The organism is Dethiosulfatarculus sandiegensis (genome assembly GCF_000931935.2).
In the GTDB taxonomy this organism is placed as follows: Bacteria; Desulfobacterota; Desulfarculia; order Desulfarculales; family Desulfarculaceae; genus Dethiosulfatarculus; species Dethiosulfatarculus sandiegensis.
Map to the genome: position 1 here is coordinate 329,645 of NZ_AZAC01000056.1, position 23,714 is coordinate 353,358.

Below are 23,714 nucleotides of genomic sequence, written 5' to 3' on the forward strand. Positions count from 1 at the left end.
ACCAGGCATTGCGTCCCGCCCGGCAGGGTAAAGTTTAACAAAGCCGAGGGCGTTTGGTAGCCAAGAAAAAAAGCCGGGGCGCTTTGTGCCCGGAAAAGGATAAATAGTGGTGAATATCTGACGGGGCCTTGACTTGGCCGGCAAATTTTAACCAGGCCCTACGGGGGATAGGGCCTGGTTAAGGAGGGAAGTGGGCTTTCGGGCCGTCTAGCCCAGGGCGCGGCGTCTTTGTCTGGAAAGGTCTCCTTCCAGATAATGCATCAGGTCCATGGTTGTGCGGGTGACCATCGGCGCATGCCTCACCTCTATGATGATTTTGAGCACCCTTTCAAGATCCAGGAGGTCCAGAATATGACGCCAGTCGAGGGTGCCTTCCTCCAGTCCGTTATGTTCGTCTCTTTTGCCGCAGTTGTTGCTGGCATGTACATAGACCACCCGGTCCCTTATCCGGGAGATGAAGCTCTCCATGCTGCAACCCAGTTTGCCTTGTCCATGGCCGTTGTTCAAGTGACCCAGGTCCAGGACATAGCCCAGTTCGGGAAAGGAATCCAGGATGTCATAGGCGTGTTCCGCCACCAGGACGCTGTTGGATTCGAAAAGCATCTGCACACCTGAGTCAAGTGAGTAGGTGATCACTTCCTTGAGGCGTTTTTTATTGTAGGCCGAGCAAAAGCCGTCGTTTAGATGAAAAACAAACTGCCCGGCCCCGAGATAGCGGCAAATATCCAACTCTGCGGTGAGTATGGCCAGATTGGCTTTGGTAAAGGATTCATTGGGCTGAAATATTCCCTTGGTGCCTGAGTGGATGCTTAAATCAACCCCCTCCATGTATCTTTTGACTTTTTCCAGAAAAAAGAGATTGAAATGCAGCTTGGAGTTTTGCCGGTTTATTTCAATGGTGTCAAAGCCAAGCTTGCCTATGTGCTTGTACCATTTGGCCTGATGGATTATTTGGGAGGTTATTCCGATTGAAGGATTCATGATTGATCAATCCCTTGATTGCCGAATTAAAGGATTACGACGCAAGCATAATTTGATTTTGGACACAAAAAACCGTCCTTAAAGCTGGTGCGGCGCCACAATCGGGCAGGCAAAACCCAACAGGCCGGAGGCGCTGTTCCCCTATTGCGTCATACCTTTTCTCGCCACCGCGTCAGAGAGCTTGTCAAACCCGAATTTGTCCAAAAGCGCCTCAACCCCTATATCAAGCTCCTCCGGATAGTCGTTTTCCTCCACTTCCTCTTCCCGCTCTTCATAAATCAAAACATCGTTTAAGCACTGCTCAACACATAAGGGCTTGTCTTCGCCCTCGCACATGTCGCACCTGATGGGAAGGCCCGAGTCCGGCTCCTTGAAAACATCCCTCGAGGGACAGACCGCCCGGCAAAAGGCGCATTCCTCATATTCCTTGCCGTCGATTATGTACTTGTCCCTGCCCATGCATTCGGCCGGGGTGTATTCTCCGGCAAAGACCGGCACCCAAATGTCCTGCAGGGGATAGCGAACCACCCTAATGCGGGAGCGGGCCGGGTTAATGCTGCTGTAGGGCGGAGAGGCGTGAAAGGCCGAGCAGATTACCTCGCAGGCCCTGCAGCCGTTGCACATATCAGCCTTGATGGTTATGGTCTTGATCTTTTTCTTCACCTTGGCCATTTTTCAGGAATCCTCTCTTTTCCAGGTCCTCGGCTACGTATCCCAAATCCAATGAGGTCAGGGTCTCTCTGGTTGGAATTCCTTCATCGTTCCAGCCCTTGAATTTGTAGTAGCTGTCCAGAAGCAGTTTCTCGTGTTCCGGATACCTTCTTTTCCAGTGGTCTTCCGGCGGCTTCTCATCCTGGCGTTTTAGGCCCCGCTTAATGTTGAAGGCCCTGTGCAGGTTTCTGGATCGCCGGACAATTTTCCTCACCCCCTCCTCATCAAGGTCCAAGCCCGTGGCTGCGGAGATCAGCTTGGGATAGTTGTGTATGTGGTAAGGGGGCTTTAAGCAGAAAGAGCCCATGCCAGCGCAGAAACCCAGGGCGTCATCCACATTGTGAACAATCTCCATCCAGTCCACGATTTCGCAGCACATGTCAGGGGTGGGGAAGAAGGGGTTTGCCTTTTCTCCCCTGGGCTCCCATTCGAGCAGGTATTGTTTGAATTTGGCGTCCGGAAGCTGGGGCCAGTCTTCCACAAAGGCCTCTCTCTGCTCCCTGGTGGGGAAGGGGGCCTGGGGCCAGTTGCCCTCGATCTGGGTGATGCTGATTTTTTCATTGGTGGCGTACATGAGGTAGTAAAGTGGGTCCAGCATGCCCAGTTTAAGGGGAAGCTGCTCGTGTTTTTTGATGGTGTTGTGGGCGAACTTTTCCGCCCCGTTGCCAATTTTTTTGGCTGCGTAATAGGTGCCGTCGGCCAGAATGTCCCCAATACCCTCCCTACGGGCGATTCGCTCCAGGAGCCAGTAAAAACGGCCTTTGCTGTCTTGGGGACAGCCCTCAAAATCCTTTTCCGCGAGGATGCCCGCTTCCAGAAGTTCCACGGCAAAGGCCATTATCTGTGGAGTGGAAAAGGCGTCAAACCCGTATTCCTGGGCCTTCTGCACGATTTTGAATGAAAAGTCAAGGTCATCTACATAGGCCGCCATGGCATAGGTCAGCTTGGAAAAACATTTCATCATGTAAGGCGGCACGTCTTTGTAATTAATAAGGGCGCCGCATTGCTGGGGGCAGTTGAAGCAGCTTATAAGGCGCTTGATGGCTTCTGTCTGGGTCTTGGACCACATTTTGTCTATCTCTTCGGTCCAAAAGGTTTTTCTCCGCTCCCGCGCATTGCCCCAGGCAAAGCTTTCGGTGTGCCATTTTTCGTCGGTGTGCTTCATTTCCTGAGGGGAGCCGATGCCGGAGAGAATGGTCATTACACCGGGGAGCGGGTTTTCATTGCGGTAGTTGATGTATTTTTTGATCTCGGCCATGTGTTCCATGAATTTGGCGCCATCGGCCAGAAAGAGGTCCTTTGTACCCCTCACCGCAATGGCCTTTACCTTTTTGTCCCCCATTACAGCGCCGCCGCCTAGCCTGCTGGCGCTGGATCGACCCTGTTCTATGGAAGCCGTGAAGACCCGGTTTTCACCTGCCAGGCCAATGGCCGCCACCTGGGCGTTGGGCTGTTTCAGCTCCTGTCTGATCGCCTCCTGGGTTTCCAGGGCTCCCTTGCCTTTGAGATGGGAGGCGTCCCTTATCTCGACCTTGTCGTTGTTGATCCAGATATAGACCAGGTCTGGGGACTTGTTGCGCATGATGACCTTGTCATAGCCAGCGTATTTGAGTTCCGCCGCCCAGAAGCCCCCCATCATGGGGTATGCCAGAAGGTTGTTCTGGGGCGAGATGGTGCTGACGATGCTTCTGTTGCAGCTATAGGCCGGAGTGCCGCATAAAAGCCCGGCGGAAAAGATGAGCAGGTTTTCCGGGTCAAACGGCTTGGTCTCAGGGGGGACCCTTTCCCATAGTTCTTTGACATTGGTTCCAAGGCCGCCCAGGAACAGCCCCAGGTTTTCCGGGTCTGTTTCAACGCGTTCAATATTCCCGGTGGCCAGGTCGATTTCTAAATTGTATCCTGTTTCCGCGAACCTCATGGCTACCTTCCAGGCTTTCTTATGCGTGGTTTATGAGTAATTCCATTTTGGAATCTTGCTTTTTCAGCTCCCGGGCAGGCAATCCGGGAAACCTGCTTTACCCCCTCAAGGCTTTGAGAATTAGCCGTTCGGGTTCTGGAAACGGGATGCTGTAATTGGATAACCAGCCAAAAAAAACAATAAAACCGTTAAAGTGGTATTTTTAACTGGGCTAGTGAATACAAAATAGCTATATAGTAGCTAGATGTCAAGCAAAACATATGTCAAATTTGGCATATTCAAAGACAGAGAATCCGTTTGAGGTTTACCGAAGCTATCCGGCTGATTTGAAAACTATTTTATTGTTGCTTCTTACAGAACGGCTTATTGTTGGCAAGGCGGCGGGGCAAAAGATGAAGAAGTTGCCCCCTGTGGCGGCATGGCGTCCGTAGTCAATCCAGGCTTTGCCTTCAGAAAAACCGCAATTTAATATTAGAGCCCAATCTGTTTATAATTATTGTAGGCTGAGTTTTGATGACAAGCGGTGTTCCGACGCAGACCTAAGGAGACGGGACTTGACTCCTTAAGATTTGTACTCTACTTTTGGGAGCATTTCTTTTAATTGGAGGTGTACCTTGATCCTTACGATCAACCCCGAAAATCCCCAACCACGCCTGATCGCCCGCGTGGTTGACACCCTGAAAAAAGGGGGGGTGGTCGCCTATCCTACGGATACGGTTTACGGCCTGGGTTGCGATATCATGAATAAAAAGGCGATCAAGAAGGTGCACCAGATTAAGCGCCAGCCCGCTGCCAAGCCTTTTTCCTTTATTTGTCCCGGGTTAACCGAGTTGAGCCATTACGCCAGGGTGACCAACTATGCTTACAAGACCCTGAAGCGTCTTTTGCCGGGCCCTTACACCTTTATCCTGGAAGGCTCCCGCGAGGTGCCCAAGATGATGCTTACCAAACGCAAGACTGCGGGCATCAGGGTGCCGGATCATCCCATCTGTCTGGCTATTGTGGAGGCTTTGGGGCATCCGATCATCTCAACCAGCGCAACAAACCCCGAAGGCCATATCCTGGACCAGGCCTGGGAAATTGAAGAGGCTTTGGGGCATCAGTTGGATTTGGTTGTGGATGGTGGTCCGGTCTCCGGGCTGCTTTCCAGTGTGGTCAGCCTGGTGGAAGATGCGCCGGAGATTATCCGCGAAGGCGCCGGTGCGGTTGACGAGTTCAGATAAACGGCTTACTTAGTTTTAGTTTTTTATTCCCGGCGCGGTACGTTTATTGAGGAAAGGGTTTTCTTGTGGCTTTTAATCCCCGTTATCAGGTTATTTATTTCCAGATTGAATCTTTCGAGCAGTTTGTCATAGGTTCTTTTTTCCCTTATGGCCATTTCCAGTTCCCTGGTGGCTTTTTCCAGCGCCTGTGCTCCCAAGGTGGCGGCCGTACCCTTCAGTGAGTGCATCAGCTTGGCGGCATTTTCAGTATCCCGGTCCAAAAGGGCCTGGTTAATACTTGGTCCACTCTCTGTATTGTGTGCCAGGAACAGATCCAGAAGCTCTTCAAACAGCTCCTTATCATCCCCCACAGACCGCATGGCGGCCTGCCTGGATATGCCGGGCAGATACTCTTCTTCTTTTTGGGGCTCGGCCGGGGGGGCTTTCTTATCGGTTGAGGCGGTTTTTCCCTTTATCCATTTTAAAAGCACACTTTCAAGTGTTTTGGGGTCAATGGGCTTGCCTATGTGGTCGTCCATGCCCGCAGACAGGCATTTTTCCCTGTCGCCGCTCATGGTGTGGGCGGTCATGGCTATTATGGGCAGGTCCTTGAGCGCCGGATTTTGGCGGATAAGCCTGGTGGCCTGCAAGCCGTCCATTATGGGCATTTGTATGTCCATGAGCACTACCTGATATTCACCTTCCTTCACCATATGCACCGCCTGCTCCCCGTTTTTGGCTGAATCCCATTCAAGCCCCAGGTTGTGCAAAAAACCCTCGGCAACCTGACGGTTGATCTGATTGTCTTCCACCAAAAGCACCTTGCCCGAAAGGACGGTTTTTGGGGCCGAAGCCTTCTTAGGCGGATGTTTTTTGAAAAGATCCGGCATCGATTTTCCGAGGGTGTGGAAAATGGTGTCCAAAAGTACATCTTTCCCAAAAGGCTTTAGCAAGGGGCCGCCAAGGCGAAGGTCTTTCACCCCTTGGCGCATCTTTTCGTTGTCATAACCCGAAACCATTATCGCATGAGGCTTGGTTTCTTCTGTGACGGAATCAAAGATGGTCTGAACGGTCTCAACTCCGTTCATGCCCGGCATGTCGTAATCCACTATTATCAGTTCAAAAGGCCTGATCCGGCCTTTTGTCTGTACAAGTTTGAGTGCTTCTTCTCCACTGGTTACACCGGTTGCCTGCATGGCCAGGGATTCCAGCATATTTGAAATGATCTTGCCGGAGGTCTGGTTGTCATCCACCACCAGCACCCTCAGCCATTTCAGCTCTGTGGGTAGTTTGGCTTTTTGGATGACGCTTTTTTCCGTGCTCTCCAGTTTGACCGTAAAGATGAATTCACTGCCCTTGCCGGGTTTGCTCTTGACCTGGATGTCCCCACCCATCATCTGCACCAGGCGTTTGGAGATGGTGAGTCCCAGGCCGGTTCCCCCATATCTGCGGGTTATAGATGCGTCTCCCTGGGTAAAGGGCCTGAACAGACGGTTCATCTCTCTTTGGCTCATGCCAATGCCCGTATCACGGACCGTGAATTCCAGGGTTGTGGTCAGGCCTTTCATCTCAAGCGGTTTGACCGAGACAAAAATTTCGCCTTTTTCAGTGAATTTTATGGCATTTGAGCAGAGGTTCAGCAACACCTGGGTAAGGCGCAGGGCATCGCCTTTGTAATTTTCCGGCGCCTCCGCCGAGGCATGGATCAGGAATTCAAGTTTCTTTTCCCTGGCATTTTCAACCAAAATGGAAGCAGTCTGGTCCAACACTTCCTGCAACTGAAACTGGGACCTTTCCATTTCCAGCCTGCCCGCCTCTATTTTGGAGAAATCCAGAATATCGTTGATTATTCGTAAGAGGGAATTGGCGGCCGTCTTGATTTTTGAAAGATAATCCACTAGATGGGGCGGAACTTCGGTTTGAAGGGCAAGATGGGCCATACCCAGGACCACATTCATGGGGGTTCTTATCTCATGGCTCATGTTGGCCAGGAATTCATCTTTGGCCCTGGTCGCCTCTTTTGCCTTGTGGGTGGCGAGTTGCAGGCTTTCTTCCATCTTCACCCGTTGGGTGATATCCCGCATCGATTGGATGGCTCCGTTGGGAAGCCCCCTGGAATTGTAGAGCACCCTGGCGGAGCTCAAGAGCCATAAGCCTCCGTCTCCCAAGTGGGGATGATAGGATAGTCCGGTGAGGGTTTCGTCCTGCTTGCTGACCTGTTCGTAGCTTTTGGCCGCCTGTTGATCCCAATTAAGGGCCAGATCCAAAAGAGAGGGGCGTCTTTCCCTGAAAAAAGGCAGAGAATGTTCAAAATCGCTTTTACCTATCATTTGATCTGCGGGGATCTCGGTGAGTATCTCCAAAGCCAGGTTCCAGGCCTCAATGCGTCCTTCCTTGTCAATAACCCAGGTGGGATCAGGCAGAAAATTGATTAGCTGTTCAAGCCTTCTTCGGGCCTCCTCGCTTTCAAATTCTGCTTTTATCCTTGGAGTTATGTCCAATATGGCCCCATCCAGCCAGACCACCGGGCCATTTTCATCGATGGATACGCCCAAGCCCCTTTCATGCACCCATTTTATGTCACCCGAGGTGTGAAGCACCCGGTAATCAATGGCATATGGTTTGTGCTCCGCCAAAGCGGCTTTGATTTCGGCCTCAACCATTCCCCTGTCTTCGGGGTGTATGCTGTCGGCAAAGGCCAGTTTACGATTACCTATGAAATTTTTAGCTTTATGACCCGTGAGTTCAAAGACAGCATCACTTATGTAATGCATGGTCCAGAATTCATCCAGAGCGCAGCGATAGATCACCCCCGGCAGGTTATTCACCAGGGATTGAAAGCGCTTTTCGCCGTGAGGCAGTTGGGGGGAGGCTGTTATCCGGTTGGTTGAGCCTGGATCTTCCTGAGCAAATTCCAGCTCCAGCGCCTTTTCCAGGGCGGTCACATCCCGCATGATGTGCAAGATTCCCTTAAGCTTGCCCCCGCTGTCTTTTAGGGGCCTTGACTGTACGCGGAATAATTGGCGTTTTCCTTGGGGCGAGATGAGCTCATAGAGGGTGTTGAAAGGCTTCAGGGTTGCGAAAACCCTTTCAATCGGGCAGGCCCTCTCTTCAGCCGGGCAGGGGGTCTTACGTCCGAAGAAATATTCGTAACAACAATGATATTTGCTGCCTCTCGATAGCTTCAGTTGCTCGCGAAATTTTTGATTGGTCTTCAGAATGAGGTGGTCTTTGTCTGTGATCCAGGCCGGTTCGGTCAAAGCCTCTAAAACGGCATCCGCGGAGTCTGCTGAAAAGGTCTCACTCTCAGTTAAGGTTTCTGAATCCCTGTCCTTGGTTAAGTTGTCTTTGGGGAGGTCGTTCATCGGCATAAAACCCGTTGGCATTACGAATACCCGATTGGTATTCCTGAATATGTATTAGATTATAAGCTATTTGCCGTTTAATCCAGAAAAATAACCTGATCGGAGGCAGTTGAGGCATTTAAGAATGCTGCGATAGAGATAAATATCATCTTTGCATAAATTATATAGGATTAATACTATTGTTTGAGTTTTTAAGTAACCGATTTGGCAACATTCGACAATACCTAGAAAATTATTGGCCTTTGCCGTGAGGGAAGGACTAGTACCCGATAAAGATTGGCTTTTGTATTGTGTGTTGAGTTATAATTGAATAGTTTGGCTTAGTTAACTAAGGCTTTTCCGTTTATCGTTTCACATGGTGAGTAGCTTGGACTGAAGAGAAAAAGTGTAAGGATTAATTGTTCCTCCATTCATATCAAGGGTTGATTCTCATATGGAATTGGAAGAACTGCTTAGACAAATGGGAGGGAGCGACCAACTCCAGGTTGATATCCCTTGTAAGTTGCTTTTAAGTCTGGAAGGAGTGGAGAGCAACCTCCATGCCAGCTTAGTTGGAATGGAGACTTCCAAGTACCTGATTATCAGCACACCGCAGATTGACACCAGAGTTCGGGGCAAGTTTCAACCGGGCGTGCCCATGGTTGTGAAATATCTCCACGGCGGGTCTATATTTGCCTTTCAGTCCACCGTTTTGAGTACGGTTAATAAACCTTTTAACCTGACTTTTTCGACCTTTCCCAAGATTGTATCCCGGCATGAGCTGCGCAAAGCCGACCGGGCGGAATGCTACCTGACTGCGGCCTTGCAATTGGGGGATGCCAATCTGGCCGGCTCGATCATTGACATCAGTACTGGCGGTTGCCGTTTTGTCTGTAAGAAAAAGGCCAGCGCCAAGGTCCCCCAATTGGCGGTGGATGCCGAGTTTGAGATCTATTTCAAACTGGGGGCCGCGACCAGCGCCCAGAAAGTCAGGGGAGTGGTGCGGAATATCATTAATGAACGGGGAATGGTGGCTGTGGGGATTGAATTTCATGAGATCAACCCGGAACAGAATTTTGCCCTTTCCAGGTTCGTACGTGAGTCCCTGAATATTGTGGAGCTTAAGGAGCGCCTGCGCAGGCTGGGATGATCTTGGCCCCCCGGGCGCATGCATGCCTTGGCTGTTTTATCCGGTTGGCAAAGCCTCTCCAACCGGTTTTTTATGTCCTCCCCCCTGCTTGTTTAAGCAAAAGCTTGCCATAAGTTGTGTATTAGCTTTAATTTGGTTTTGATTTAAATTGGTTAACTGGTCATTTTGATTCTTTGAGCTGAGTATTATTTTAATTTTTTTGATCTACATGAAACAATACTGCTTGGGTTTGCGTCTATAATAAGGTACCTAAAGGCAAAAGTATTAGACATTGCCCGATCAGCCGGGCCGGCTTGACGGGTTATCTTGGCGAACATATAGTGGTGCATAAGTTATGAAGGCTTCTGTCGGGCATGGGACCCATGAGGATAGTCAATGTTTTTGCTAAAACCCTTTGAGTTGCTGGGCCGCAACACAATGCGCGGGCTGGAAGAAGCCGGAGAGATCCTGCTTCTTTTAATTCAGTCGGCGCTTTGGTTTATTAGGCCTCCCTTTCGCCTGCGCCTTTTTTTAAAGCAGATGGACTTTGTGGGGGTGAGATCATTTAATGTAGTGGTCCTTACCGGTGTTTTCACCGGCGGGGTTTTTGCTTTGCAGACCTACCACGGTTTTGCCCTTTTCGGCGCCGAAACCCTGGTGGGCTCCACTGTGGCGCTCGCCCTTACCAGGGAGCTGGGGCCGGTGCTTTCGGCCCTTATGGTCACGGCCAGGGCGGGTTCGGCCATGGCGGCCGAGTTGGGGACCATGCGGGTGACCGAACAGATAGACGCTCTTTATGTGATGGCGGTCAATCCGGTGCAGTATCTGGTCCTCCCCAGGGTGCTGGCCGCGATTATTATGCTGCCTCTTTTGACGGTTATTGCCGACTTTACCGGAATCGTGGCTTCCTACCTGGTGGGAGTGGGGATGTTAGGTATAGACTACGGCATCTTTACCGCCAAGATAATCGAGTACCTGGAAGTGGAAGATATCCTTACCGGCCTGGCCAAGGCATCGTTTTTCGGCTTGATTCTTGCCGTGGTGGGTTGCTACAAGGGTTTTTACACCACAGGCGGAGCCGAGGGCGTGGGCCGGGCCACCACAGAGGCTGTTGTTCTTGCCTGTATCCTGATTCTGGCCGGAGACTATGTACTCACGGCGTTGATGTTCTGATTATGATTGATAACGGAAGTATAATCGAACTCAGGGACGTGCATAAATCCTTTGGGCGCCAAAAGGTGCTCACCGGCGTGAATCTGGCTATCCCCAAGGGCAAAACCACGGTGATAATCGGTCGGTCGGGCGGAGGAAAAAGCGTTATCCTGAAACATATAATCGGCCTGATCAAGCCTGACGAGGGCCAGGTGCTGGTGGATGGTCAGGATATCACTATCATGGACGACCGCGCCTTGAACCAGGTGCGCCGCCGCTATGGCATGCTTTTTCAGGATGCGGCTTTGTTTGACTCCATGACTGCGGGTGAGAATGTGGCTTTCCCCTTAAGGGAGCACACCAGGCTGCCTTCCGAGGAGATAAGGCTTGTTGTTTCGGAAAAACTGGCCCTGGTGGGATTGCCCGGGGTGGAGAACAAGATGCCGAGCCAACTCTCCGGAGGCATGCGCAAAAGGGTCGGCCTGGCCAGGGCCATTGCCCTGGACCCAGAGATAATCCTGTTTGACGAGCCCACCACGGGGCTCGATCCCTTGATGACAGACGCTATCAACCGCCTGATCAACGAGACCCAGCAAAAGCTGGGGGTGACGGCGGTTGTGATCAGTCATGATATTAAAGGCGCCTATGACACCGCCCATAATATGGCCATGCTTTATGACGGCCGCATTATTATGAGCGGCACCCCGGAAGAGGTGCGCCAAAGCACCGACCCTGTGGTGAGGCAGTTTGTAAACGGCCGGGCCGAGGGGCCCATAAAGGTGGTCTAGGGTAAAGACCATTCTTTTTACTTGGCCGTGGCTGCAAAACAGGGGTGGGTGTTCTTTTTCTTGATTTTTTTGTTTGGGTTATAGCAAGGTTACAAGCAAGTTGAATTTCAACCGGAGGCATCATGGCCGGTTTTTCCACTGAGGCCAAAGTCGGAGTTTTTGTCATGCTGGGCCTGGCTGTATTGGCCTATATGACCATAAGGCTGGGCAGTTTTGAGTTTGGCGAACCAAAAGGCATCGAGATATCGGCGGTGTTTGATAACGCCACGGGCCTTAAAAAGAATGCGCCCGTGGAGATGGCCGGTATCGAGATCGGCCGGGTGAAGACCATCGGCCTGGAAAATGGCAAGGCCCGGGTCACCATGCTGGTGGACTCCAAGGTGCCCCTTGCCGCGGATTCCAAGGCCTTTATCAGGACCAGGGGGGTTTTGGGTGATAAATACCTGGCTCTGGAGCCGGGCAACCCGGCCGCGCCCAAGCTGAAACAGGGCGGGGTGCTGGCCAAGGCCGAGGTGCCGACCGATCTGGACCGGGTCATGGCCCGGGTGGGCGAGATTGCAGACGATGTAAAGGCGATCACATCATCTTTGAAGGTAAGCCTGGCCTCGCCCCAAAGCCAGCGGAACATAAGCGAGTCCTTGCAGAATATCCGGGAGATCACCGCGTCTCTCAAGGTGGTGGTGGCAGATAACCAGGACCGCCTTACCAAGGTGATTGCGAACCTGGACCGTTTTACCACGGACCTCTCCCAGATAAGCGGCCAGAACAAAGATGCCCTGGGTGAGACGATCACCAATTTCCGTAATATAAGCGCTAAATTGGACCACACTATAAACGGGCTGACCTCTGTGGTGGAAAAGATAGACAAGGGTGAGGGAACCATTGGCGGGCTCATAAACGATCGCCAGACCCTGGACGACTTGAACTCCACCCTGGCCTCCTTAAAAGAAGTCACCAAAAAGATAGACCAGGGCAAGGGCACCTTGGGGCGCCTGGTAAACGACGACACCACCATCAACAAGATCGACGACGTCTTGACCGGTGTTAACGAATACATAACCCAGGCCGACGCCTGGCGGGTCAATGTGGATTACCGGGGTGAATACCTGTTTGGCGAGTCCGCCCTGCGCAACACCTTGAGTGTGCGCCTGCAACCCAAGGCAGATAAATTCTATCTCTTGGGTGTGGTCACGGACCCGGTGGGCCGCCGTTCCGACAAGAAAACCGTGTCCCACAATGCGGGGCCGGACGGCACCTATACCACTGTTCAGGAAACCACCACCTACGACCGGGATGAGATCGGTTTCAATGCCCAGATCGGCAAGCGTTTCTACGATCTTACGGCCAGGGCCGGAATATTCAATACAACAGGCGGCGTGGGCCTGGATTATCACATGCTGGACGACAACCTCAAGTTCACCTTTGAGGCCTATGATTTCCGCATAGACACCAATCCCCACCTCAAGGTGGCTGTGGACTACACCTTCTGGAATTACTTCTACGTCACGGCCGGCGCGGATGACTTTATCAGCGATGACGACCATGCCACCTTCTTCCTGGGCGCGGGCGTGACCTTCTATGACGAAGATCTGAAATTCCTTCTGACCAAGGCGCCTATGCCCTGATCAAAAGGGAAAAACCTTCCGAACATAAGAGCCGCAACCGTTTTTAACGGTTGCGGCTCATTGTTTATGCAGGGTTTAATGATTTTTGATGGGCGCTTAACCCTTTTTGTGCTGTAAACTGGGGAAAAGAACAAACGGAGGAATCCATCGTGGCCTTTCGAAAAATAGCAGCAGCAACAGACTTTTCCCAGACTGCGGACCTGGCGGTGGCCAAGGCCGTGGAGTTGGTTCGCATACACGGGGCCGAATTGGTATTGGTGCATGTGGTCCCGCCTTTGGTTTCGCCCACACCCTTGATGGATGATTTTATCGTTTCCCAGTCCACCATGGGGCTCAGCGAGAAGTTGAAAAACGAAAGCACAGCCGAGCTGAAAGAACGCTATATCGAGATGGTAAGCGGCCTTTCAGTGGAAAGGGTTATTCTTGAGGGGAATCCGGCATCTCGCTTGGCCGAGTTTGCCAGAAAAGAAGGTGTCGATCTATTAGTAATGGGATCCACTGGTTTGAGCGGATTGGCCGGGGTGCTTTTCGGCTCCACGGCGGCCAAGACCGTAACCAGGGCTCATTGCTCGGTTCTGGTGGTGAGGGACGAAAACCGGGAGAGCTAAATGAACGAAAAAAAGAGTCCGGGACCACTTTCCGAAGCCTTGGAACTGGCCCAAACCGGAGTTACATCCATTGTGGGCTCCGGCGGCAAGACCACTCTGCTCTATGCACTGGCTTCTGAGTTCGCAGGCGCCGGGAAACCCGTTGTTATGACCACCACCACCAAACTTTTCCCCCCCGAGGCCAGACGCAAGGTCAAGGTTCAACTTTTAGGCAATGAACCGGTCCCGGCCTGGGAGTTGGAGCGTTTGATCAAACCGGGCGAACTTATTCTTTTGGCCACAGAGACCACCTTGGACGGCAAGTTGAGAGGGATAAACGAAGAGCTTGTCAACCAGCTTGCCGATCTGCCCAACACAAAGGTGCTGGTGGAGGCCGACGGCTCATCCAGGAGGCCTCTTAAGGGCTGGGCTCCCTGGGAGCCCGTGGTCCCGGTCCGGACAGAGCATATGGTGGTTATGGTGGGAGGCTCCGGCCTGGGCCGCAATTTAAGTCCAGACTGGGTGCACAGGCCGGAGGTCTTTGCCAGGGCCGCAGGCCTTTTGCCCGGCGAGCGCATCAACCCCGAGGCCCTGGCCAAAGTGCTTTTGGGTCCGGACGGGCCGTTTAAAACTCTTCCTCCAAAAGCGACCTCAAGCCTTATCGTAAACCAGGCGGATTCGGTTTCCACAAGTTATCTCAAGGCCTTTTTTAGGGTCTTGACTCTCTCCCAGACAGAGGGAAGCGGTTTTGACCGTTTACTTGAAGGCCGTCTGCGCTGGGGCAAGCTCACCCGCCTGTAATGCTACTTTCAGGCTACAAACCAAGCTTTTATGAATTTTGCGTGGTATATTAAGACGGTTATGTCCGATGCTATACCAAGAATCCGGGAGTTCGGTTTGCTTTGGAGAAAACAAGGCAATGACTAAAAGAGCCATACTGTTTATACTGGGATTGATGTTGATTGCCTCGGGCTGCGCCGGGCGGGCCAATGAGGAGTTGGCCAAGGTTGAGGTCGGCATGACCGGCCAAATGGTTAAAAAGCAACTGGGCCAACCCGCCAAGGTGCGTTTGGTTCGTTTCACCGGGCATGAGGACGATTATCTGGTCTGGCAATACAATTTTGTGCCGGACAGACCCACCTGACCCAGTGAAGGGGTCGGCAGGGTGCTGACTGGAGTCGCCAGCCTGGGATTAAGCGAGATCGCCTGGAGCAAGGCCAAGGAAGAGCCTTACTGGATTTACTTTATGGACGGCATGCTGGTCTATAAAAGCCACGCTTTTAACTGTGAAACGGACAAGACCTGTGAATACAGAGGCGAAGGGATTTTGCCCTGACGACTTTGTGCGCCCGTTTGAGGGGCGTTTATTGAATATGGAAAGATATGGAGCCAAATAATAAGGAGACCAAGATCGAAGAACAAAACAAACCCGGCCCACCTCCCCTGGCCAAAGGAACCCCTTTTGCGGATTTTGATATTCCGGAACCGCTCTTAAGGGGGCTTAAAGATTCCGGCTATGAATATTGCACCCCGATTCAGGAAAAGGCCATACCCATAGCCCTTTTGGGTAATGACGTGGCAGGCGAGGCCCAGACCGGAACCGGTAAAACTGCCGCTTTTTTAGTGCCCGTGATGGCGGGCATGATGAGAGATAAAAAGCGCAAAACCGGCGTACCGGGCGCGCTTATGATCGCTCCCACCAGAGAGCTTGCCCTTCAGATTTATCAAGATGCCCTGGAATTCGGGCGTTATGCCGATTTTGAGATATCAGCCGTATTTGGCGGGGTGGATTATCGCAAACAGGCCAATATCCTGCGCAGCGGGGTGGACATTGTGGTGGGAACTCCGGGCCGGCTTATCGACTACATCAAACAGGGAATACTGGATGTAAAAAACATCAGGCACCTGGTGATAGATGAGGCGGACCGGCTTTTTGACATGGGCTTTGTGGCCGACCTGCGCTGGATTATGCGCAGGCTGCCGGATTACAAGCGCCGCCAGTCCATGCTTTTTTCGGCCACCTTGGGGTACAGGGTTTTGGAGCTCACCTATGAGTTCATGAACCTGCCCCAGGAGGTGACCGTGGAGGCGGACACCAGAACCGTTAAAGAGGCTGACCAGGCCCTTTATCATTGCGGGGCTCATGAAAAGCTTAATCTGCTTTTGGGGCTTCTCAATAAGGAAGACTGGTCCAGGGTGATGATCTTTACCAACACCCGGTCTGAAGTGGACCGCCTGGCCTTTAAACTCACGGGGAACGGTTACTCGGCCGAAGGCATTTCCGGACGCCTGGACCAGCGCAAGCGCATGAAGCTTTTGGAGCGCTTTAAAAACGGCGAGGTCCAGATACTGGTGGCCACTAATGTCGCGGCCAGGGGCCTGCATGTGGATGAGATAAGCCATGTGATCAACTATGACGTGCCCGCCGACCCGGAAGACTATGTGCATCGGGTTGGGCGCACGGCCAGGGCCGGAGCCAAAGGCAAGGCAATAACCCTTTGCTGTGACCGTTTTGCCACCCATCTGCCCTATATTGAAGAATACCTGGATGACAAGGTGCCGGTGGCCTGGGCTGATGATGATATGTTCCAGGAAGATAAGGCCCCTGATTATCGTCCTCCCAGGAAAAAGGCCCGCCCCCAGGGCAAGCGTCCCTTAAAGGACCGTAAAAACAGGGGAAAGCCCGCTTCGAGCAGGCCCAAGCGCAGAACGCGAAAAAGCAGCCAGAAGCCGGAAGGCGCCAAGGCGACGGGTGGGGAAGGGCAGAAGCCCAGGCCCAAACCAAAACCCAAATCCGATTCCGGCAAGCCGCAAGAAGCCCCCAAACAGGGCAAGGACGAAAAACAGGGTGCGGCTCCCGCTAAAAAGCGCCGCCGCAGACGTCGCCCCCCCAAGAATAAACCCGCCAATCCCACCAACACGGATTGAGAAATGAGCTTTTTGCCATCCCTTAAGCTTAAGCAAGCGACGGGGATGGCGCTCCTGGGCCTGGCCGCCGGTCTTTTCCAGATAATTTTTTTACGTGAATTCCTGGTGATAGCCCAGGGAAACGAGCTTAGCCTCGGGCTTGGCCTGGGAATGTGGCTCTTTTGGACCTCTTTGGGCAGCCTTTGCCTGGCCAGAGCCAGGGCGCTTTTCCTTCTGCAAAAACATGTTGTTCTTTTTTTGCTGACAGCGGGCTGGGCCGGTGTTTTTTCCTTTGCCCTGATCCGCTGGTTGGGTGGCTGTTTTTCCCTGGCTGGTCAGGTTGCCTTGAACATGGCCCAATTGGGTGTGATTTCGTTTTTGTCCCTGGCCCTGGTCGGCTTTTTCTGTGGAGGGGGCTTTGTGGCCCTCTTGTCTTCCGAAAATTCAAGCTCTGAAAATCCCCTGAAACAGGCAACCGTCATTTCACGTTTATATGGCCTGGAGGCCTTGGGTGCGGCCCTGGCAGGCTTATTGTTCACCTTTGTGCTGGTGCATTTTTTGCCCCCCGCAGCCCAGGTGTTGCTGGCTTGCCTGGCTTTGTTTCTAAGCGCCCTGGCCAGGGCCAAGGCCAGATCCAGGGCCGCCTGCCTGGCCTTTTGCGGTCTGGCCGGGCTCGGCCTGGTTCATGCCCAGGAACTGGCCTCTCTTTTGCCTGGCGGGTCTTTTGCGCGAGGAGAGGTGGTGGCCGAAAGGGAAAGCCCTTATGCCAGGCTCAAGGCCGTAAGGGATTCCGGGCAGGTTAATTTTTTTGCGGCCAATGCCTGGCTTTTTTCCTTTCCGGATGATTACCAGGAACAAAGCGCGGCTCTTTTGGGAGTTCTGGCCAATCCCAAAGCTGGAAAAGCCCTTTTTATAGGACCGAATGCGGAGATACTGGCTGCCAGGGCCTTGGAACACTCAAACCTGTCTCAGGCCGTGGCCCTTTCCATGGACCCTTGGCTCGGCGAGATAACCGCCGGGCTGCTTAAACAGGATTCGGAAAAAATAAAACGGGTTTTCGGCGATCCCGGGCAATATCTCAGGGTTCATAAAGGCGGGTTTGATTTGATTGTGCTTGCCACCGGTCCGCCTACCAGCTTTCAGAGCAACCGTTTATATACTGAACATGGTTTCAAGGTCCTGGCCGGGGCCTTGAGCAAAAAAGGCGTGCTGGTGACTTCTCTGCCCGGAGTGGAGCATCTTTTGGGGGTGCTTCAGGCAAAACGCCTGGCCGGGGTGCTTGAAGCGGCTAAGAGATCTTTCCGCGGGATTCAGTTTTTTTCCGGCCCTGAACTCGGGCTGGTGATGACCAGGCGGGATGCGCCGGATCTTAAAGACCCCGAACTTTGGCTGAAACGCTATGAAAAAATGGCCTGGCAAGGGGTCTATGCCTGGCAGCCCGCCCGGATAAGGCAGGAGCTTGCACCGGAAAAGCAACAATTCATCAAAGATAGGTTAAATAGAATAAAGCCTGTGATTCCCAATCGGGATCTGCGCCCCAGGGCGCTTTTATTTGATCCGGCCCTCTGGGGCGCACAGTTGGGCCATGCCTCGGCCTGGGCCTTGGCCCTGGCCGGGATTGAGCCTTGGCATGTTGTGGGAATAATGCTTCTGCTCAATCTTTTTGCCTGGGGAGTTGGATTGTTCCCGGCTTTGAAGCAAAAGATTTGTCACAGGCCCGAGGTGGCCGGCATCTGGGTGGTTGGTTTCAGCGCCATGGCCATGAACGTTTTTTTAATCATGTCTTACCAGGCCCTGATCGGCGCGGTTTATCTGGGGCTGGCTCTTTTGACAACCGCCTTTATGCTGGGCACCTGTCTGGTTTGTTTTTGGGTGACTCCGTTGCTTTTTTCCCGAAAAGAGCCCGGATTATGGCTGCGGTTCAGTCACTTGGGCCTGATCTTCACCTGTTTTCTGCTTTGGCTTGTCTGCGGCCTGGCTGAACAGTGGCAATCCGAGTTGGGGCTCAAGGCCTTTTTATGGGCGGTGGCTGTTTTAACAGGCGGTTTTACCGGGGCTTATTTCGGCCTGGCAGGACAGGTGGAGCTTTTTTCCGGAAATGATCCGTCTTTGACCGGGGGAAGGCTGTATGGCTGGGACCTGGCAGGGGCCCTGGCCGGAGCCCTGACGCCATTGGTTTTGACGCCCACAGTGGGGCTTTTCACAGGGCTTATCGTGCTTGGCCTTTTGAATTCAATGGCCTTGGGTTTGTTTGGCAAAAAAGCGAGCTGAATCATGCCCGTGCAGGCGGGCCGATGAGTCAAGGGATGTGATTGCGGGTTTTTACTGAATGCTCTCTTCATAGAGAGCGCCGATTTTCTGGTGGGTGAACACCAGGCGCAGCTCTTTCATGAGCAGGTTGGTTGATCGCTCGATGCGCAGGATATCCTGCTCTCGCACTGCCTGATGATCAATCAGGGAGAGCAGCTCGTCCAGGCGTTTGAGCTGGTATTTGATGCGGGGGTTGACTTCTTCCAGGGAAAGGCGCTCGCTTACGTCGTGGATAACCCTTTGGCAGGAATCCACCCTCATGCTCATGTCCGGTTCAAGCTCGTACTGGTTCATTTGAGTCTCTCCCAGCGCCCCGATGATCTGCGGCGCATTTGCACAACATCCACCCGGCCGTTCTCATTGACCGAAGAGTTGGCAAAGAGGCTGATAAGACTTAGAACCAAGGCCCCGCCCACTGCCGACCAAAAACCCTCCACCGAAAAACCGGCCAACAGCTTGCCTGTGAGGAAAAGCATCAACCCGTTTATAACAAGGGTGAAAAGCCCCATGGTGAGCACGTTTATGGGCAAAGTCAGCAAAAAGACAACGGGCCTTATCATGGCATTAAAAATGCCCAAGAATATCGCGGCGATAAAAGCCCACCCCACCGAAGCCACCTTGATTCCGTCAAAAAGGTAGCTGACCAGTAAGAGCCCCCCGGCGCTTATTATCCATCTGAAAATAATTCCACGCATGCTGAAACCTTATCACATACCTTAAAGGCGGGCAAACTCAACCGGGTTTTCAGGCCAGGTTATTTTTCGCCCTCATTTCCCCGGGGAGAGACCATATCCCTTTAATGGCGTGGCCGCACCGAGGACATTTCCCCATTGTGATATTTTGTTCCACCAAGTGGTATCCCACTCTCTTAATCAGGAGGTTGCCGCAGTTCGGGCAATAGGTGTTCTCGGCCGGGTGGCCCGGCACATTGCCCACATAGGCATGGGAGAGCCCCATGGAGCGGGCTGTCTTCTGGGCCCTGTCCAGCACATTCACCGGGGTGGGGGGCAGGTTCAGGAGCTTGTATTGGGGGTGGAAACGGGTGAAGTGAACCGGGGTCTCAGGCGAGAGTTCATCTCGCACAAAGCGGATCAGGGCCTTGGTCTCTTTGAGGCCGTCGTTCAGGGTGGGGATCATAAGATGCACGATTTCCGTATGAATACCCGCCTTATGCAGCCGGACAAGGGTGTCTTTCACCGGGCCAAGCTCTCCGCCGCAGACCTTTTGATAGAAATCTTCGTTCATGGACTTAAGGTCAATACAGGCCGCATCCAACACCTTGGCCAGGAGCTTGAAAGGCTCCGGGTTTACAAAGCCGTTGCTGTGCATGACCTTTAGCAGGCCTTTTTGGCGGCATTCCCTGCCCAGATCCAGCATGTATTCCATGAATATGGTCGGCTCCACATAGGTGGAAGCCACCGAGGCCGCGCCCTTGTACTTGGCCCGGTCCACCGCGTTTTGGGGGCTGAGCCTCTGGTTTATGGTTTCATCCGGGCTCTTTTGGCTTATCTCCCAATTCTGGCAGAACAGACAGGAAAAATTGCACCCCGCTGTAGCCAGGGAATAGGAAAGCGTGCCGGGAAGCACGTGGAAAAACGGTTTTTTTTCTATGGGGTCCAGATGCACGGCGCAGGGGTTGCCATAGACCAGGGTGTAGTACTTGCCGTCTATGTTCTGGCGCACCCGGCAGGCCCCGCGCGAGCCGGGCTCCACCTGGCAGGCCTGGGGGCACAAGGTGCATTCAATGGATTTGTCGGCCTGCGGCTTGAAAAAGGGCGACAGACGCTTGCCCAGAAGGCCCGGCCCATAATCAGGCCCTCCTCTAGCCAGGCAAAGCCCCCTGGTGCAGGCCAGGGACGGCAGGGCCAGGGCCAGGGACCTGATAAAGTCTCTGCGCTTGATGCTCATGGGAACACCAAGGCCCGGAAGCGCTCCAGCCTGGCCCGGGGATGGCTGTATGATCCGGGCGGCAAACCGGCCTTGCGGCAGAGCCCTTCCAGGTATTCATGCTTGTCCCAGCCCATTTCCCCGGGCACCTGGGGAAGCAAAAGCCCGGCCCGGCCGTCCAGGCTCAGCATGAGCCCGTCCTTGCCCACCTGCACCTGATCCGGCTTGATTGGTTCAAAGGGGGTGAGCACGCTTATTTCTATTGAGATCTGGGGCAGCTCCTCGGGCTGAACCGGCCTGAAACGCGGGTCGCTCATGGCGGCTGCCCGGGCCATGTTCACCACCCCACTGGCCAAGGGGGGAGGGCTTAGTATGCGGCCTATGCAGCCCCTTAAGCGGTCTTTTTTGCGCAGGGTCACAAAGACTCCCCTGGGTTCCATCAACACAGGCTCGGGGGCTTTGATGCGGGGCATAGAGGTTCCCTTGACTGCCGACTCCAGGGAGAGCCGGGCCAGGTTAAGCAGGTATTTCTGCTGGGATGCATTCAATATGGGCAGGTCTTCCTTGGCGCTTGCCTGTTTGGGACCGGCCAAAAGCGCGCCTGCCAGATAGCCCACGACCCGGGAATGGTCGCCGGTTGCCTGGCCGCTGGTGCTCTGGGCCAGGATTTCAGCCTGGTCTGCCCCCAGTTGTTTGGCCGCGAATATAACCGTGGCCAGGGCCTGGATGCCGCAGGCCTCTGTCTTGCCCTGGGCGCTTAAGGTGAAGATTTTTCCCGGATCAAGCTCCCGCACGCATTGGGCCAGGCGGTTGTCCATGCTCTGGGCTGTTTTTTCCGGGTGAAAATGGGAAAGATCTGTGGATGCGGCCAGAATCACGGGCTTACCCCGGATGGCCCGGGCAATCAGTTCACCGTTTTTGCGGGCAGTCTCCAGATTCGGCGGGCCGGTGAGAATGGGGACCAGCCTGGCTTGGGGTAGGGCCTTTTTGATAAAGGGAATCTGCACCTCAAGACAATGTTCCTTCAAATGAGCGGTTTGGTTGAAATCCGCGCCCAGGGCCTTGCTCAGGGTTTGGGAAAGCCCCTGATCCACCTGAACCGGCCCCAGGGGCGAGTCATAGGCCCCCTTGGGCCAGATGGAAGGTTTTTTAAGATAGGTGCGATGGCTGGGTCCTAATAAAACAATAGTGGTTGGCCTGGCCAGGGCGGCGGTGCTCCAGGCCAGCCCGGCCAGGGAGCCGGAATAGCGATGACCGGCGTGGGGGGTGATTATGGCCAGGAGCTGTCTGCTGCCCAGCTTGGGCAACGGTGCGCTCATCTGTGCGGAAACAGACTTCTCCAAGGCGGCTTCTGCGCCCGGATACCAGACACCGGCCAACCGGGCGGGCCTTGTCATCTCCCCTGCGAAAACAGGGTTGAAAGACAGGGTTAAGCCCGACAAAATAAAGAGGAACAGGCGACTCCACATGGCGAGTCTCCTTGGCTGTGGGTTATAATAGAACCATATCCGTAAACCGGGAGACGGGTCAAGCCAAGTAATTTGGACTGAGAAGGAACTTTCCGGGCAAAAATGGCTTGACGTTCCGCCCCATCTCCGTTAAGAAAGACTCTCGTGTTACCCAACACATTTTGGGCGATCGTCTAACGGCAGGACTGCAGACTCTGGATCTGCCTATCGGGGTTCGAATCCCTGTCGCCCAGCCAACGCACATAAGTGGTCCCATCGTCTAGTGGTCTAGGATATCGGCCTCTCACGCCGAAGACACGGGTTCGAGTCCCGTTGGGACTGCCAAGTTATATCAAGGGGTTAGCTTTATCCGGCTAACCTCTTTTTTTTGTTGGAGTAGAAAATTTCAAGGCTACTCCAAATGTTTTCAAATTGGCTAGCCATTGGCGTGCCGTCTTCTCTCTGACAAGAATTCTCCCAAGCTTTCCATGGCGGATTCCGATTGTTCCCGGTCAAGGTGCGCATAGCGCAGAAACATGGCTAAGGTTTTGTGTCCTGTAAGCTTCATGATGACTGTTCGACTGATGCCCGCCTTCAAAGCTGTGGTAGAGAAGGTGTGCCTCAGGTCATGGAAGCGATAAGATTCAACCTTGGCTTTTGCGCAGGCTCTCTTGAAAAACCTTACTGAGTACTGCTTTTCCAGGGGACTTCCATCAGGTTTTGTAAAAACGAGCTTCTGCCTCCTCTTTTTCCTCAGCTTGGCTTCTACGAAAATTCGCCTAAGTTCTGGTAGCCTGCCAAGATAGATTATTCTGGGCTCGCTTGTCTTGGTGTCTTCCGCCGAGAGGTCAAGTGTTCCCTCATTAAGGTCAACTTGGCTCCACCTGAGATTGAAAATTTCACTACGCCTCATACCTGTCAAATAAGCAACTTGGACAACAGGCTTAAAGAAGTCCGGCAAGTGTTTAAGCAAGGCTCTGAACTCTTCATCAGGGATGTATTTTCCTTTAGGGGTGTTCTTTAAATGATCCAGCCCATCTTTGACGGACACACGATTAAGCGAGTAATTAGCTTAACGGAGGTGTTCGATGCCATCACAGAAAAATCAGAAGAAATCGTCACGCCGCCGATTTTCGGAGGAGTTCAAGATCAAGGCGCTTGGGCTGGCCAAACAGGCACCATGTACCGTAAATTGGATCACATAGTGTTCTGGAAGCTGGCGCACTGGCTGGCCGGGAAGTACTGGTGCTCGATCAAGAAACTGATGCGAAGGCTGTTTAAACGCCCTGCCGGGGGTCAAACCAAAACCTGGATACTCTTCGGCAGGAGTGCAAGCGGCAATCTGTGCGGCGTAGCCCTGAGATTGCTGGTCGGCAGCCCCAAACATCAGTTTAAGTGGCGGAATCCCGAAGTCAATCCTTACATGCTAAATGATCAAAAGAGGAGCACCGTCACCTCGCGCTACCAAGATGTAACCATGGCCATGGGCCGCGCTTAGATGGAGAGCCGTATGCGCTGAAAGGTGCACGTACGGTTCGGGGAGGAGAAGCAGGGAAATAGTCCGACTACGCCCTGCTTCTTACTCCACTGTGGACTGGCGGGGGCTGGCTGTACCTGGCTGTGGCCTTGGACCTTTTCTCACGCATGGTAATCGGCTGGGCCATGGACAAGCGCATGAAGGCGGGACTGGTCTGCGATGCCCTGCAAATGGCTCTGTGGCGCAGG

General features: G+C 53.2%; 21 protein-coding genes, 2 tRNA genes and 1 pseudogene. 15 read left to right on the forward strand and 9 right to left on the reverse strand.

Annotated features, from left to right (window positions below):
* Positions 1–207 precede the first annotated feature (207 nt).
* The 3 genes from X474_RS22465 to X474_RS22475 form a co-directional block, all read right to left on the reverse strand.
* Positions 208–981: a sugar phosphate isomerase/epimerase family protein gene (locus X474_RS22465; RefSeq protein ID WP_044352114.1), complete on the reverse strand. Its 774-nt coding sequence runs from the start codon at positions 979–981 to the stop codon at positions 208–210.
* A 141-nt stretch (positions 982–1,122) separates the two neighbouring features.
* Entirely contained in the window at positions 1,123–1,653 is a 531-nt protein-coding gene (locus X474_RS22470; protein WP_044352116.1) for a 4Fe-4S dicluster domain-containing protein, read from the reverse strand.
* Positions 1,607–3,610 carry an aldehyde ferredoxin oxidoreductase C-terminal domain-containing protein gene (locus X474_RS22475; RefSeq protein WP_044352117.1) on the reverse strand — a complete coding sequence of 668 codons (2,004 nt, stop codon included), beginning with the start codon at positions 3,608–3,610 and terminating at the stop codon, positions 1,607–1,609. Before X474_RS22475 ends, X474_RS22470 begins: the two co-directional genes overlap by 47 nt.
* Positions 3,611–4,224: 614 nt before the next feature.
* On the opposite strand from X474_RS22475, the gene X474_RS22480 reads away from it, so the two are divergent.
* Positions 4,225–4,833: an L-threonylcarbamoyladenylate synthase gene (locus tag X474_RS22480; RefSeq protein ID WP_044352118.1), complete on the forward strand. Its 609-nt coding sequence runs from the start codon at positions 4,225–4,227 to the stop codon at positions 4,831–4,833.
* Between the two features lie 23 nt (positions 4,834–4,856).
* Here X474_RS22480 and X474_RS22485 read toward each other — a convergent pair whose 3' ends face one another.
* Positions 4,857–8,198 (reverse strand): PAS domain-containing hybrid sensor histidine kinase/response regulator, encoded by a 3,342-nt coding sequence (locus tag X474_RS22485; protein WP_082464576.1) that lies wholly within the window; start codon positions 8,196–8,198, stop codon positions 4,857–4,859.
* Positions 8,199–8,610: 412 nt separating this feature from the next.
* Here X474_RS22485 and X474_RS22490 point away from each other — a divergent pair, with 412 nt between their 5' ends.
* The 10 genes from X474_RS22490 (at position 8,611) to X474_RS22530 (ending at position 18,615) form a co-directional block, all read left to right on the forward strand.
* On the forward strand, positions 8,611–9,306 hold the full coding sequence (locus X474_RS22490) for a flagellar brake protein (RefSeq protein WP_044352119.1): 696 nt from the start codon (positions 8,611–8,613) through the stop codon (positions 9,304–9,306).
* A 375-nt stretch (positions 9,307–9,681) separates the two neighbouring features.
* Positions 9,682–10,458: an MlaE family ABC transporter permease gene (locus X474_RS22495; protein WP_044352120.1), complete on the forward strand. Its 777-nt coding sequence runs from the start codon at positions 9,682–9,684 to the stop codon at positions 10,456–10,458.
* Between the two features lie 2 nt (positions 10,459–10,460).
* Positions 10,461–11,225, forward strand: a complete 765-nt coding sequence (locus X474_RS22500) for an ABC transporter ATP-binding protein (protein WP_044352122.1) — start codon at positions 10,461–10,463, stop codon at positions 11,223–11,225.
* A gap of 122 nt (positions 11,226–11,347) precedes the next feature.
* A complete protein-coding gene (locus X474_RS22505) occupies positions 11,348–12,850 on the forward strand; it encodes an MlaD family protein (RefSeq protein WP_044352124.1) in 1,503 nt (500 codons plus the stop codon).
* A gap of 149 nt (positions 12,851–12,999) precedes the next feature.
* A complete protein-coding gene (locus X474_RS22510; protein WP_044352126.1) occupies positions 13,000–13,458 on the forward strand; it encodes a universal stress protein in 459 nt (152 codons plus the stop codon).
* Positions 13,459–14,238, forward strand: coding sequence for a selenium cofactor biosynthesis protein YqeC (yqeC, locus tag X474_RS22515; RefSeq protein ID WP_052515521.1), 780 nt, complete (start codon positions 13,459–13,461; stop codon positions 14,236–14,238).
* 118 nt (positions 14,239–14,356) lie between these two features.
* A complete protein-coding gene (locus tag X474_RS22520) occupies positions 14,357–14,581 on the forward strand; it encodes a hypothetical protein (protein WP_044352127.1) in 225 nt (74 codons plus the stop codon).
* Between the two features lie 21 nt (positions 14,582–14,602).
* On the forward strand, positions 14,603–14,773 hold the full coding sequence (locus X474_RS26355; protein ID WP_156360888.1) for a hypothetical protein: 171 nt from the start codon (positions 14,603–14,605) through the stop codon (positions 14,771–14,773).
* 47 nt (positions 14,774–14,820) lie between these two features.
* Positions 14,821–16,365: a DEAD/DEAH box helicase gene (locus X474_RS22525; protein ID WP_082464578.1), complete on the forward strand. Its 1,545-nt coding sequence runs from the start codon at positions 14,821–14,823 to the stop codon at positions 16,363–16,365.
* Positions 16,366–16,368: 3 nt separating this feature from the next.
* Positions 16,369–18,615 (forward strand): spermidine synthase family protein, encoded by a 2,247-nt coding sequence (locus X474_RS22530; protein ID WP_044352129.1) that lies wholly within the window; start codon positions 16,369–16,371, stop codon positions 18,613–18,615.
* Positions 18,616–18,666: 51 nt separating this feature from the next.
* Here the strand turns inward: X474_RS22530 and X474_RS22535 are convergent, their stop codons facing one another.
* Genes X474_RS22535 through amrB form a run of 4 tightly spaced genes read right to left on the reverse strand, consistent with a single transcriptional unit; the run spans position 18,667 to position 22,010 of the window.
* On the reverse strand, positions 18,667–18,948 hold the full coding sequence (locus X474_RS22535; RefSeq protein WP_044352130.1) for a hypothetical protein: 282 nt from the start codon (positions 18,946–18,948) through the stop codon (positions 18,667–18,669).
* A complete protein-coding gene (locus tag X474_RS22540) occupies positions 18,945–19,349 on the reverse strand; it encodes a phage holin family protein (RefSeq protein ID WP_044352131.1) in 405 nt (134 codons plus the stop codon). The genes X474_RS22535 and X474_RS22540 overlap by 4 nt, the downstream gene beginning before the upstream one ends.
* Positions 19,350–19,398: 49 nt before the next feature.
* Complete coding sequence (gene amrS / locus X474_RS22545) at positions 19,399–20,562, reverse strand: AmmeMemoRadiSam system radical SAM enzyme (RefSeq protein ID WP_052515522.1); 1,164 nt, start codon at positions 20,560–20,562, stop codon at positions 19,399–19,401.
* The gene (gene amrB, locus X474_RS22550) at positions 20,559–22,010 is read right to left on the reverse strand and encodes an AmmeMemoRadiSam system protein B (protein WP_044352132.1); all 1,452 of its coding nucleotides are present in this window, start codon (positions 22,008–22,010) and stop codon (positions 20,559–20,561) included. The genes amrS and amrB overlap by 4 nt, the downstream gene beginning before the upstream one ends.
* A gap of 162 nt (positions 22,011–22,172) precedes the next feature.
* Between amrB and X474_RS22555 the strand changes: the two genes are divergently transcribed.
* Both X474_RS22555 and X474_RS22560 read left to right on the forward strand, forming a co-directional pair.
* Positions 22,173–22,246, forward strand: a tRNA-Gln gene (locus tag X474_RS22555).
* A gap of 12 nt (positions 22,247–22,258) precedes the next feature.
* A tRNA-Glu gene (locus X474_RS22560) sits at positions 22,259–22,334 on the forward strand.
* Positions 22,335–22,425: 91 nt separating this feature from the next.
* Here X474_RS22560 and X474_RS22565 read toward each other — a convergent pair.
* Positions 22,426–23,040: a site-specific integrase gene (locus X474_RS22565; RefSeq protein ID WP_082464579.1), complete on the reverse strand. Its 615-nt coding sequence runs from the start codon at positions 23,038–23,040 to the stop codon at positions 22,426–22,428.
* Between X474_RS22565 and X474_RS22570 the strand changes: the two genes are divergently transcribed.
* Both X474_RS22570 and X474_RS25840 read left to right on the forward strand, forming a co-directional pair.
* Positions 23,014–23,487, forward strand: a complete 474-nt coding sequence (locus X474_RS22570) for a hypothetical protein (RefSeq protein WP_044352135.1) — start codon at positions 23,014–23,016, stop codon at positions 23,485–23,487. The genes X474_RS22565 and X474_RS22570 overlap by 27 nt on opposite strands.
* Positions 23,488–23,567: 80 nt before the next feature.
* Positions 23,568–23,714, forward strand: a pseudogene (locus X474_RS25840) (DDE-type integrase/transposase/recombinase); the annotation flags it as partial.